At 59.6% G+C, this 11,833-nt stretch carries 11 protein-coding genes; 5 read left to right on the top strand and 6 right to left on the bottom strand.

All coding sequences use genetic code 11. From position 1 onward, the window contains the following. Positions 1-4: 4 nt before the first annotated feature. Positions 5-898 (top strand): LysR family transcriptional regulator, encoded by an 894-nt coding sequence (locus ACR0LY_RS14375; protein ID WP_170351853.1) that lies wholly within the window; start codon positions 5-7, stop codon positions 896-898. Here the strand turns inward: ACR0LY_RS14375 and ACR0LY_RS14370 are convergent. After that, complete coding sequence (locus ACR0LY_RS14370) at positions 895-1,422, bottom strand: redoxin domain-containing protein (protein ID WP_170351852.1); 528 nt, start codon at positions 1,420-1,422, stop codon at positions 895-897. The genes ACR0LY_RS14375 and ACR0LY_RS14370 overlap by 4 nt on opposite strands. Before the next feature lie 91 nt (positions 1,423-1,513). Here ACR0LY_RS14370 and leuB point away from each other — a divergent pair, with 91 nt between their 5' ends. Next, complete coding sequence (gene leuB, locus ACR0LY_RS14365; protein WP_170351851.1) at positions 1,514-2,617, top strand: 3-isopropylmalate dehydrogenase; 1,104 nt, start codon at positions 1,514-1,516, stop codon at positions 2,615-2,617. 62 nt (positions 2,618-2,679) lie between these two features. Here leuB and ACR0LY_RS14360 read toward each other — a convergent pair whose 3' ends face one another. Next, entirely contained in the window at positions 2,680-4,863 is a 2,184-nt protein-coding gene (locus tag ACR0LY_RS14360) for a transglycosylase domain-containing protein (RefSeq protein WP_170351850.1), read from the bottom strand. Positions 4,864-5,113: 250 nt separating this feature from the next. Between ACR0LY_RS14360 and ACR0LY_RS14355 the strand changes: the two genes are divergently transcribed. Together ACR0LY_RS14355 and ACR0LY_RS14350 are read left to right on the top strand one after the other, a co-directional pair. After that, on the top strand, positions 5,114-5,452 hold the full coding sequence (locus tag ACR0LY_RS14355) for a P-II family nitrogen regulator (protein ID WP_170351849.1): 339 nt from the start codon (positions 5,114-5,116) through the stop codon (positions 5,450-5,452). 33 nt (positions 5,453-5,485) lie between these two features. Further along, complete coding sequence (locus ACR0LY_RS14350) at positions 5,486-6,814, top strand: ammonium transporter (RefSeq protein ID WP_170351848.1); 1,329 nt, start codon at positions 5,486-5,488, stop codon at positions 6,812-6,814. A 71-nt stretch (positions 6,815-6,885) separates the two neighbouring features. On the opposite strand, the gene ACR0LY_RS14345 is transcribed toward ACR0LY_RS14350, so the two are convergent. The 4 genes from ACR0LY_RS14345 to ACR0LY_RS14330 all read right to left on the bottom strand — a co-directional run bounded on the left by ACR0LY_RS14345 (position 6,886) and on the right by ACR0LY_RS14330 (position 9,867). Then, entirely contained in the window at positions 6,886-8,070 is a 1,185-nt protein-coding gene (locus ACR0LY_RS14345; RefSeq protein ID WP_170351847.1) for an amino acid aminotransferase, read from the bottom strand. Beyond that, entirely contained in the window at positions 8,070-8,924 is an 855-nt protein-coding gene (gene sseA / locus ACR0LY_RS14340) for a 3-mercaptopyruvate sulfurtransferase (protein WP_170351846.1), read from the bottom strand. Before sseA ends, ACR0LY_RS14345 begins: the two co-directional genes overlap by 1 nt. An 80-nt stretch (positions 8,925-9,004) precedes the next feature. Continuing rightward, positions 9,005-9,274, bottom strand: a complete 270-nt coding sequence (locus ACR0LY_RS14335; RefSeq protein ID WP_170351845.1) for a CBU_0592 family membrane protein — start codon at positions 9,272-9,274, stop codon at positions 9,005-9,007. A 29-nt stretch (positions 9,275-9,303) separates the two neighbouring features. Next, positions 9,304-9,867, bottom strand: coding sequence for a helix-turn-helix domain-containing protein (locus tag ACR0LY_RS14330; protein ID WP_170351940.1), 564 nt, complete (start codon positions 9,865-9,867; stop codon positions 9,304-9,306). Between the two features lie 106 nt (positions 9,868-9,973). Here ACR0LY_RS14330 and ilvD point away from each other — a divergent pair, with 106 nt between their 5' ends. Further along, on the top strand, positions 9,974-11,806 hold the full coding sequence (ilvD, locus tag ACR0LY_RS14325) for a dihydroxy-acid dehydratase (RefSeq protein ID WP_170351844.1): 1,833 nt from the start codon (positions 9,974-9,976) through the stop codon (positions 11,804-11,806). Positions 11,807-11,833: the final 27 nt, after the last annotated feature.

Here is an 11,833-nt window from a genome sequence, read left to right as displayed (position 1 = left end):
ATGAATGGACAAATCTCTTACTCATGCCGACTGGTCTTTGATCCAAAGCTTTCTGGCCGTGGCTCAGACCGGCTCGCTTTCGGCAGCAGCGCGGCAGCTGGACCGAAGCCAACCTACGCTGGGCCGCCAAATCCACGCGCTTGAGGATGAGCTGGGCGTGTCCTTGTTCGACCGGCATGCCCGCGGCCTGAAGCTCAGCGATGTTGGGGCGCAACTGCTGCCGATGGCGCAACAGATGCATTCAGCGATGACGTCATTCAGCCTGACGGCGGCAGGTCAGGCACAGCAACTGGAGGGGACGGTGCGCATCACCGCCTCGGTCTTTGCATCGCATCATCTGCTGCCACCAATTCTGGCACAGATCAGGGCCCAGGAGCCGGCCATTCAACTGGAACTGGTGGCAACGGATACCATCGAAAACCTGCTGTATCGCGAGGCCGACATTGCCGTGCGCATGTATCGCCCGGAACAGATGGACCTGATCTCGCGCTATCTTGGGGATGTGCATCTGTGTTTTTGCGCGGCCCGCACTTATCTGGATCGCGCCGGGCGGCCAACACGCCCCGAAGAACTGTTCGACCACGATCTGGTAGGCTTTGACGCCAATGAACAGATCATCACTAAGATGCGCGCGCGAGGGTGGCCCGCCAGCAGGGACAGCTTCGCCACTCGCTGTGACCTGCAAAGCGCCTATTGGCAACTGGTCCGTGCGGGATGCGGAATCGGCTTTACCCAGATCGAAGTGGCAAAGGCTGATCCGGATGTCGAAATAATACCGCTGGATGTTGATGTTCAGACATTGCCAGTCTGGCTGGCCGCACCGCAGGCCATGCGTCAGACCCCGCGCATTCGCAGGGTCTGGGATTTGCTGGCGGACGGGTTGAAGGCCAGCCTTTAAAGCGCGCCGGTATAGGTGCCGCGCGGCGGGTAGTTGTTGCCCAGAGTGAATTTCAGACCGCCAACAATGTCGGACATGGCAGGTCGGGCAAAGGGCGTGGTCTGTTGCCACGCATAATAAAGCATTCGATTCGGGGCGATGAAGAAATGACCTGGTTCGGCGAACAGGTCAGGTTCGGCGCTGCCTTCGCGCGCGGTTGAGATGTTCAGCCCCCAATCATCCCGCGCCGCAGCCATTGGCAGGCTGTGCCCCACACGCAGCCGCGAAACACCGGCCTTCTCGGCCGTTTCCGCGGCGCGCTCGGCCGTGTCTGTGGTGATCATGATCACTTCGATACCAAGCTCGGCAAACTCATCCAGCGCCGCTTCGACCTCGGCCATCTGCTTGATACAGATCGGGCAGTGCAGGCCGCGATACTGAATCACCAACGTGCCATTTTCGCCCTTATCGGTATCCAGATCGAAACGTCCATGGCTCACCGTTTCAATTTTCAGCTCAGGAACGGGGTTTCCCGGTATCAACATGTGTTTTCCTCGTGAATTGGCCGGATCGTCTCATTGACCCGATGCGGCGCAGACGCTAGGGCCTTTGCGACGAAACGCAAGGAGATCCTTCATGTCCAACCCCTCGCTCCTCATCCTGCCCGGAGACGGAATTGGCCCCGAAGTCATGGCCGAAGTGCGCAGAGTAATCGATTGGTTCGGCGAAAAGCGCGGCCTTCACTTTGACGTGAGCGAGGATCTGGTGGGCGGTGCGGCCTATGACGCGCACGGCAAGCCACTGTCGGACGAGACCATGGCCAAGGCGCAGGAAGTTGACGCCGTTCTGCTGGGCGCTGTTGGTGGTCCGAAATACGACGATCTGGATTTCAGCCTCAAGCCCGAACGCGGGTTGCTGCGTCTGCGCAAGGAAATGGACCTGTATTCCAACCTGCGCCCTGCGCAGTGCTTTGACGCGCTGGCCGATTTCTCGTCGCTGAAAAAAGACATCGTCGCCGGTCTTGATATCATGATCGTGCGCGAGCTGACCTCGGGCGTCTATTTCGGCGAACCCCGGGGAATCTTCGAAGAAGGCAATGAGCGCGTCGGTATCAACACCCAGCGCTATACCGAATCCGAGATCGAACGCGCCGCGCGCTCGGCCTTTGAACTGGCGATGCGCCGGAACAGAAAGGTCTGCTCGATGGAGAAGGCCAATGTCATGGAATCGGGCATCCTGTGGCGCGAGGTCGTGGACCGTGTGGCCAAGGAATACCCCGAGGTCGAGCTGTCGCACATGTATGCCGACAACGGCGCGATGCAGCTGGTGCGCGCACCCAAACAATTTGACGTGATCCTGACCGACAACCTGTTCGGCGACATCCTGTCGGATTGTGCCGCGATGCTGACCGGCTCGCTGGGCATGTTGCCGTCGGCGTCCTTGGGCGCACCGATGGCCAATGGCCGCCCTAAGGCGATGTACGAACCGGTTCACGGCTCGGCCCCTGATATCACGGGTCAGGGTAAAGCCAACCCGATCGCCTGTATCCTCAGCTTTGCCATGGCGCTGCGCTATAGCTTTGATCAGGGCGAAGAGGCGGATCGACTGGAGGCCGCGATCGAGAAGGTTCTGGCAGACGGTGTCCGCACCGGTGACTTGCTGGCCGATGAGGGCGTTCAACCAGTCTCGACCACCGAAATGGGTGACGCGATTCTGGCAGCGCTGGACAGCAGCCTCTGATCCGCTTTCACATCAGACAAATAAAAGGCGGTGCCACGCGCACCGCCTTTCTTATTGGTGCATCAGTTGCCGAATATATTGTTCAGCAGATTGTTGATTGCATTTTCAAACCCACCCTGCCTGCGGCGTTGTCGCTGCGGCTGTGCCACCTGTTTAGGTGGATCCGGGGCCAGCATCGGCAGCGGTGTGGGTGTCATACCTTCGGTCACGCGCAGCATGGTTTCTTTCCAGATCTCTGCGGGCAGCCCACCCCCGGTCACGCCGGACAGGGGTGTGTTGTCGTCATAACCCATCCAGACACCGGCCACGTAATCCGCTGTAAATCCGATAAACCACGCATCCCGCGCCGCCTGCGTCGTGCCTGTCTTACCGGCCACCTGCCAGCCCGGCAGTTGCGCCCGTGCGCCGGTCCCCTCGGACACCACACGCTGCATCATCCAGGTCAGCTGTTTGGCGGCCTTGTCGTTGATCACCCGCTCACCAATGCCCGAGCTGGTCACCATCACCGGCGTATCATCCTCCAGCAGCTTCAACTCTGACAGGCCATAGGGTTCCACGGCCGAGCCACCATTGAGGATACCGGCATAGGCACCGGTCATCTCGATCAGCGTGCTTTCCGACGCGCCCAGCGCCAAGGCCGGCCCCTGCGCCAGATCGCTGTCGATGCCGAACTCACTGGCGACCGTGCGGACATTGTCCAGACCGGCAACTTCGGCCACTTTCACCGCCGGGATGTTCAGCGAATTCTTCAGTGCATCTGCCAACGTGACCCGACCATAGAACTTATGGGTATAGTTCTTGGGACACCACTGACCGGACCCTGGAATGTTGACGCAATAGGGCTCATCCACAACCGTATCCAGTGGTGAATAGCCCAGCTCCAAAGCAGTGGCATAGACAAACGGCTTGAAGGACGATCCGGTCTGGCGCAATGCCTGCGTGGCGCGGTTGAACGCACCCGAGACCCGCGTTTGGCGCCCGCCGACCATGGCGCGTACGGCGCCGTCTGCCGACATCACCACAATTGCGGCCTGCGCCTTGGACCCTTCGCGGACCTTCTCCTGAAAGATGTACTTCAGCGCTTCTTCTGCCGATTTCTGCAAGCGCTGGTCCAGCGTGGTCTTGATCACCACATCATCCGTAGTGTCGGCGCCAAAATAGCTGGGCAGTTCGGTGATGACCCAATCGGCGAAATACCCACCTGCCCGTGCCGCTGCGGCCTCGGACAATTGCGCCGGGTTGCTGCGGGCACTGCTGGCCTGCGCGGTTGTCAGATAGCCCTGCGCCTCCATCAGCCCCAGCACCAGACGCCCCCGATCCTGCGAGCGTTGCAGGTTGTTCGTGGGCGCATAACGCGTGGGGGCCACCAGCAGACCGGCCAGCATCGCCGCCTGCGCCGGGTTCACCTCGGCTGCAGAGATACCGAAATAGCGCTGGCTTGCGGCCTCGAACCCGCGGGCACCGGCACCAAGGAACGCGCGGTTGAGATAGATGGTCAGAATCTCATCCTTGGAATATTTGACCTCCATCGCAATCGCATAGACCGCTTCCTTGGCCTTGCGCCACAGCGACCCCTGACGGCAATCGGATTCATACGCAGCCTCGGACTCCCACTCGCTGGGCACATACGGCACGCCCAAGCAGAGCAGCTTGGCGGTCTGCTGCGTGATGGTTGATCCGCCATGGCCTGACAGCGGCCCGCGCCCCTCGCTCAGGTTGATGCGCACAGCACTGGCCACACCTCGGGGGCTGACGCCGAAATGGCGATAAAACCGCTTATCCTCGGTGGCGACGACAGCGTTTTTGAGGTGCGGTGAAACAGTGCCCGCCGTGATCACCCCGCCGAACTGATCCCCGCGCCAGGCAAAGACCTTGCCGTTGCGGTCCAACAGCGTGACCGACCCCCGCGCCCGACCGTCCAGCAGTTCATTCACATCTGGCAGTGTGGTGTAGACAACTCCAACAGCCAGCGCCAACAGCATCGCAACCACCGCGCCGACACGCCAGGTTATGCCCCAGATCAACCGCCAGACCCACCGGAAGAAACGGCGGAAAATACCCCCACCACCGCCACCGGATTTCCGGCGCGTTTTCTTACGCGTGGTCTTGCGCGTCGTCGTTTTGCGCGCGGCCGCCTTCTTGCCCGCGGGTTTCGCGGTGCGCTTGGTCGCCGCGGGCTTGCGCCCTTTCGACGGGTACCTTTTATCCGCGACAAGCGGTGCCTTTCGGCGCCTGGACTCAGTCATGCTCAAACTCTGCCCGGTTATCGTTTTGAGGCACAATACAATGCCACGCCGGTGAAGTAGAGGTCTGAAATTCCGGCAATCACCCTCTATAGCGTGCCTATTTATTACTCAATTGTCACTTTTTGTGCAAAAATTGTGCACTTCGCCACGCATTCACCCGGCGTCGTCCCTCATTACCCGTTCCTTACTGCGGTCAGGCACGCTCTTTTTTCTGCAGGTGCAAACAGACCGGACCGCAGAGGGGACCAACGTGAAACTGATTATTGCGACAATCAAGCCGTTCAAGCTTGAAGAGGTGCGCGAGGCACTGACCGACGCAGGCCTGCAAGGCATGATGGTGACCGAGATCAAGGGCTTTGGCTCTCAATCTGGTCACACAGAAATCTATCGCGGCGCTGAATACGCAGTGAATTTCGTGCCCAAAATCAAGTTGGAGATTGTGGTGCCTGCCACGATGGCCGACCAGATCGTCGAAACCATCACCAAAACCGCCCGAACCGGCAAGATCGGCGACGGCAAGATTTTCGTCCTCGATGTTGAGCAGGCCCTGCGCGTGCGGACCGGGGAAATGAACGAAGAGGCGCTTTAAGTGCCCTCCATTCCAAAAATTCGAGGACTGAACATGAACCTGATGAAATCTCTCATCCCTGCCGTCGCGACCATCGCGCTGCCGCAGATGGGTCTGGCGCAAGAGGCTGCCGTCGAAGGCGAGGCCGCGCTGCACACCCAGTATATCTTTACCACTCTGCTGTTCCTGATGGGCGGCTTCCTCGTTTTCTTCATGGCTGCTGGCTTTGCCATGCTGGAAGGCGGGTTGGTGCGTTCCAAGAACGTGGCCATGCAGATGATCAAGAATGTGGCGTTATTTTCGATTGCCGCGATCATGTACTGGCTGATCGGCTTCAACCTGATGTATCCGGGCGATGGCTGGTTCATCTCCGGCTGGCTGGGTCCGTTCTTCTCAACCACCGTGCTTGATCCCGTTGGCGTCGGCGCCGATGCAGCGGCTCTGGATTATGCCTCAATCGGTTCGGATTTCTTCTTCCAACTGGTCTTCGTTGCCGCAACCGCGTCGATCGTCTCGGGTGCCGTGGCCGAACGTATCAAGCTGTGGCCCTTCCTGGCCTTCGTTGTGGTGCTAACCGGTATCATGTACCCGATCACAGGCTCGTGGCAGTGGGGCGGCGGCTGGTTGTCCGAAGCCGGATTCTCGGACTTCGCTGGCTCGACCGTGGTGCATTCGGTCGGCGGCTGGGCGGCTTTGGCCGGGGCCATCATCTTGGGCCCGCGCATAGGCAAGTATAACAAAGACGGCAAGGTCCACCCGATCCCGGGCTCGAACCTGGCGCTGGCAACCTTGGGAACGTTCATCCTGTGGCTGGGCTGGTTCGGCTTCAACGGTGGTTCGCAACTGGCGATGGGCACCGTGGGGGACGTATCCGACGTGTCGCGCATCTTTGCCAACACCAACATGGCCGCTGCTTCGGGTGCTGTCGCAGCGCTGATCATGACCCAGCTTCTGTACAAAAAGCCGGACCTGACCATGGTGCTGAACGGCGCACTGGCCGGTTTGGTGTCGATCACGGCCGAGCCTCTGGCCCCGACCCTGTTCGGCGCCCTGTGGATCGGTGCCGTTGGCGGTATCATCGTGGTCTTTGCGGTTCCGATGCTGGACAAGTTCAAGATCGACGACGTGGTCGGTGCCATCCCGGTTCACCTGTTCTGCGGTATCTGGGGCACCATCGCCGTCATCTTCTACGGTGAAGCCAACCTGATCACGCAGCTGACAGGCATCATTGCTTACGGTGTGTTCACCTTTGTCGGCGCAATGATCTTGTGGATGATCCTGAAAGCCACCGTCGGCATCCGCGTCAACGAAGAAGACGAGATCAACGGCCTCGACATGGCGGAACTGGGTATGGAAGCGTATCCCGAGTTTTCAAAAGGCTAAGAGTCAACCACTCTCAAACAAAAAACCCGGGCGTTCGCGTCCGGGTTTTCATTGATTAAAACTGCGGAACTTCAAACCCCGACGTCGACAATCGCCTTGGCCAGAATTGGCACGGTGGTCGCATTCAGGCCGGCGATGTTCAGGCGGCTGTCGCCGACCATGTAGATACCGTGATCGTCGCGCAGTTTCTCGACCAGTTCCGGAGCCGCACCCAGGCGCGAGAACATGCCGCGGTGCTGAGCAATGAAACCAAAGCGGTCCGAGCCGCTGAGTCGTTGCAACTCATCCGACAGTTGCTGACGCAGGCCCAGCATGGACAGGCGCACATCTTCGAGCTCGGCAGCCCAATCGGCGCGCAGGGCGTCGTCATTCAAGATGGTGGTCACCACGCGTGCACCGTGATCGGGCGGGAAGGAATAGTTCTGGCGGTTCAGGAAGGCCAGCGTAGCCTGGTTCAAGGCTGTCTGCGCCGCATCATCACTGATCGCCATCAACAGGCCGGTACGTTCGCGGTAGATGCCGAAATTCTTCGAGCACGACGCCGCGATCAGGCAGCGCTTGACCGACGAGGCTACCAGACGGGCCGCCTGCGCGTCCGCCTCCAGACCATCGCCAAAGCCCTGATAGGCAATGTCGATCATCGCTACCAGACCACGTTCGTTGATCAGGTTCACGACCTCTTGCCACTGCACCATGTTCAGGTTGGCGCCGGTCGGGTTGTGGCAGCAGCCGTGCAACAGCACCACGTCACCCGCCTTGGCCGTCTTGAGATCCTCGATCATGCCATCGAAATCGACGCCACGGGTATCGCCATCGAAATAGCGATAGGGGACCATCTCCATTCCCAGATAGTTCAGAATCGACAGGTGGTTCGGCCATGTCGGGTTCGACACGAAAACGCGCGCCGATGGGTTGGCCATGCGGATCAATTCGAACGCCTGACGGCAGGCTCCGGTGCCGCCCGGGGTGGCCACGGCAGCGATGTTACCGCGCGGCACAGACGTGCCGAGGATCAGGCCGATCATCGCATCCGCATAAGCCGGATCACCGGCCAGACCTGTATAGGCTTTGCTTTCCTGCTCTTCCAGAATGCGCTTTTCGGCGGCCTTCACCGCGCGCATCACCGGGGTCACGCCTTCGGCATTCTTGTAGACGCCGACGCCCAAGTCGATCTTCTGATCGCGCGGGTCTTCGCGGTACATCTGCACCAGTGCCAGAATTTTGTCAGCAGGCTGCGGTTTGAGGTTCTCGAACATCAGTTCTCTCCGGTTGAGACGGGCAGGGTCGGGAAGGCACCCCATTCAGCCCAGGAGCCGTCATAAAGCGAATGATCTTTCTTGCCCAAGCGTTCCAACGCCAGGCTGAGGATGGCGGCGGTCACGCCCGACCCGCAGGATGTGATCGCGGGCTTTGACAGGTCCACACCTGCGGCTTCGAACACAGCGCGGCAATCATCAGGCGATTTCATCGTGCCGTTCTTGTTCAGCAGTAGGTCAAAGGGCACGTTGCGCGACCCCGGAATATGCCCCGACCGCAAACCTTCGCGCGGCTCAGCCGCAGTTCCGGCAAAGCGGGCGGCGGACCGGGCATCGATAATCTCATGATCGGCGAGTTTGGCTGCGGCCGAAACCTGCGTCACATCCCGTACCAAATGGTTTTGCACTCGTACGGTCATATGGCGATCCCGAATGATCGGCGGCAGGTCTTCGATTTCGCGACCCTCAGCCTGCCATTTCGGCAAGCCGCCGTCCAAAACGGCGACGTTTTCCTGACCCATCAGGCGAAACAGCCACCAGACCCGCGCCGCAGACATCAGCCCGGCACCGTCATAGACCACGACCTGATGTCCATCCCCCACACCCATCGCCCGCAAGCGCGACATGAATTTTTCGACCGGTGGTGCCATATGCGGCAAGTCCGAACGCTGATCGGAAATATCATCGATATCGAAGAACCGCGCGCCAGGAATATGGGCGGCATCATATTCCGCCTTAGCATCCCGCCCCTGTTGCGGCAGATACCATGACCCGTCCAGAATCCGTAAATCAGGATCCTTGATATGGGCGGCAAGCCATTCGGTGGAAACGAGTGTTTTCGGATCGTCCTGCATCAAAGCCTCCCCTAAGCGAGCTTGAGTTTTCCCTATACGCGCACGCATTCGGGTTCAAGACTGGATGGGGCCTAGCCCGCCTAACGCGCGCGCCTGAGACGGAAAAACTGAACGATCCCGATCATACTGATCAGAATCCAGAAGGATTCGATCAACATCGACGCCAGATTGAAATTCTGAAGCAGCGAATAGACGATCAGGATCGACCCGGCGAGGTTTAGCACCGGGAATGCCAGATCGTCCGAATTCATCATCCGCATCTGAGTGGCAAAATACGCAGCCACCACGACCAAAGCACCGATTGAGCCAATCGCGTCCGCCAGTGTTAGAGTTTCCAGAAAAGCGCCCATATCTTGCCTTTTACTATGTGGGGTCAGGTTCAGCCGATCGCGGGCAGCGCATCCAATTGTGCATAATGGTGCATGTTCAAAAAAACAGCCCCTTGATCACCGGCGCGATAGCCATGCGGCAGGTCCGCCGCAAATCGCAGGCCCTGTCCCGCCTCAAGCGCCACCCACTTCCCATCACGCAAAATCTCAAGCGCGCCGTTCAGGACAAAGACCTCTTCCGTCACGCCAGTCGCGTGGGCGGCGGATTCGTGGCTTTGGTTCGGCGCAAGTTCCACATGAAATGTCTCGGCCCGCAGGGCGGGGTCAAAGGGAAAGACGATCTTAACTTCGATGCTGCCTGGAAAGGTCACCGTGCGAAACACGTCAGGCGTTGTCGTATCGCGCAGTGCCGCCGTGCCGATCAATGCACTGAGGGGCAGTTGAAACCCTTTGGCAATCTTCCACAGCGTCGCGATGGTCGGGCTGGATTCGCCACGCTCGATCTGGCCCAGCATGGCTTTGCTAACGCCGGTCATCTCAGCCACCTTCGACAGACTCAGCCCCGAGGCCGCCCGCACATCCCGCAGTTTCAGTGTAATATCATCCGGTGCCATCTGATCGTCTTTCGAATCCTCTTGTGCGTTATAGCGCACATGTGGTACGTGCGCTATAACGCACACATCCCGCATATCGCAACCGGGGCAAAAGGGAAACAGCATCATGCCAATGTACCGATCCAAAACCTCCACCCATGGCCGCAACATGGCCGGTGCCCGCGGCCTGTGGCGCGCAACTGGTATGCAGGATGACGATTTCGGCAAACCGATCATCGCCATCGTCAACTCGTTCACCCAGTTCGTTCCCGGCCACGTTCACCTGAAGGACTTGGGCCAGATGGTCGCGCGTGAGGTTGAGGCCGCAGGCGGCGTCGCCAAGGAGTTCAACACCATTGCGGTGGATGACGGCATCGCCATGGGCCATGACGGAATGCTGTATTCGCTGCCCTCGCGCGAAGTGATCGCGGATTCGGTCGAATATATGGTCAACGCGCACTGCGCCGATGCGATGGTCTGCATCTCGAACTGTGACAAGATCACCCCCGGCATGCTGATGGCCGCTATGCGCCTGAACATCCCGGCCATCTTCGTCTCGGGCGGTCCGATGGAAGCGGGCAAGATCGACATCGCTGATCTGGACGTCAAAAAGATCGACCTCGTCGACGCGATGGTTGCCGCCGCTGATGACAAATACACTGACGAACAGGTGCAGCATATCGAAGAAAATGCCTGCCCCACCTGCGGGTCATGCTCGGGCATGTTCACCGCCAACTCGATGAACTGCCTGGCCGAAGCGCTGGGTCTGGCGCTGCCGGGCAATGGCTCGACCCTGGCCACCCACGCTGATCGAAAAGATCTGTTCCTTGAAGCCGGTCGCCGCATCGTCGAGATCACAAAACGCCATTATGATCTGAACGAAAAAGGCTTCCTGCCGCGCGAAATCGCAACCTTTGAGGCGTTTGAAAACGCCATGAGCCTCGACATTGCCATGGGCGGATCGACCAACACGGTACTTCACCTGCTGGCCATCGCGCATGAAGGCGAGGTGCATTTCACCATGTCCGACATGGACCGCCTTAGCCGCAAAGTCCCCTGCCTGTGCAAGGTGGCACCAAACACTGAAAACGTACACATGGAAGACGTTCACCGCGCCGGGGGTATCTTCTCGATCCTGGGCGAGCTTGGCCGAGCGGGGCTGCTGCACGAAGATTGCGCCACCGTGCATTCCGCCACGATGGGTGAGGCAATCGCGAATTGGGACATCAAGGTCGCCAACAACCCCAAGGCGCAAGAGCTGTTCAAGGCCGCCCCGGGGGGCGTGCGCACCACCCAAGCCTTCAGCCAATCGAACCGGTACAAGGAACTGGATATCGACCGCGAAGGCGGTGTAATCCGGTCGAAAGAGCATGCCTTCAGCCAGGATGGCGGTCTGGCGGTTCTGTTTGGCAATATCGCTCGGGACGGCTGTATCGTGAAAACTGCAGGCGTTGATCCCGCCAGCCTGACCTTCACCGGATCGGCCTATGTCTGCGAAAGTCAGGATCAGGCGGTCAATGACATTCTGACCGGCAAAGTCGAAGCGGGCGACGTCGTGGTGATCCGCTATGAAGGCCCGCGCGGCGGTCCGGGGATGCAGGAAATGCTGTATCCGACCTCGTATCTGAAATCCAAAGGTCTGGGCAAAGCCTGCGCCCTGCTGACTGATGGTCGGTTCTCGGGCGGTACATCGGGCCTTTCGATTGGCCACGTTTCACCCGAAGCCGCCGAGGGCGGTGAGATCGGACTGGTGCGCCCGGGCGACAAGATCGAGATCGACATCCCCAACCGCAGCATCCATCTGGCCGTGTCTGACGAGGAACTTTCAGCACGGCGCGAAGAGCAGGACGAAAAGGGCTGGGTGCCAGCCGAGCCGCGCAAGCGTAAGGTGTCGACCGCACTGAAGGCCTATGCCAAGCTGACAACCAGCGCGGCGAAAGGAGCCGTGCGTCAGGTCTGAACCGGGTTGCGGTATGTAGATTATAGG

It is taken from the genome of Ruegeria sp. BC5 (genome assembly GCF_056539205.1).
This window is presented reverse-complemented; position numbering and strand designations above follow the sequence as displayed.

What these genes read in the sequence shown, in the direction of transcription:
- ACR0LY_RS14375 (WP_170351853.1), top strand. Translation starts at nt 5, where the DNA reads ATGGACAAATCTCTTACTCATGCCGACTGGTCTTTGATCCAAAGCTTT.
- ACR0LY_RS14370 (WP_170351852.1), bottom strand. Translation starts at nt 1,422, where the DNA reads ATGTTGATACCGGGAAACCCCGTTCCTGAGCTGAAAATTGAAACGGTG.
- leuB (WP_170351851.1), top strand. Translation starts at nt 1,514, where the DNA reads ATGTCCAACCCCTCGCTCCTCATCCTGCCCGGAGACGGAATTGGCCCC.
- ACR0LY_RS14360 (WP_170351850.1), bottom strand. Translation starts at nt 4,863, where the DNA reads ATGACTGAGTCCAGGCGCCGAAAGGCACCGCTTGTCGCGGATAAAAGG.
- ACR0LY_RS14350 (WP_170351848.1), top strand. Translation starts at nt 5,486, where the DNA reads ATGAACCTGATGAAATCTCTCATCCCTGCCGTCGCGACCATCGCGCTG.
- ACR0LY_RS14345 (WP_170351847.1), bottom strand. Translation starts at nt 8,070, where the DNA reads ATGTTCGAGAACCTCAAACCGCAGCCTGCTGACAAAATTCTGGCACTG.
- sseA (WP_170351846.1), bottom strand. Translation starts at nt 8,924, where the DNA reads ATGCAGGACGATCCGAAAACACTCGTTTCCACCGAATGGCTTGCCGCC.
- ACR0LY_RS14335 (WP_170351845.1), bottom strand. Translation starts at nt 9,274, where the DNA reads ATGGGCGCTTTTCTGGAAACTCTAACACTGGCGGACGCGATTGGCTCA.
- ACR0LY_RS14330 (WP_170351940.1), bottom strand. Translation starts at nt 9,867, where the DNA reads ATGGCACCGGATGATATTACACTGAAACTGCGGGATGTGCGGGCGGCC.
- ilvD (WP_170351844.1), top strand. Translation starts at nt 9,974, where the DNA reads ATGCCAATGTACCGATCCAAAACCTCCACCCATGGCCGCAACATGGCC.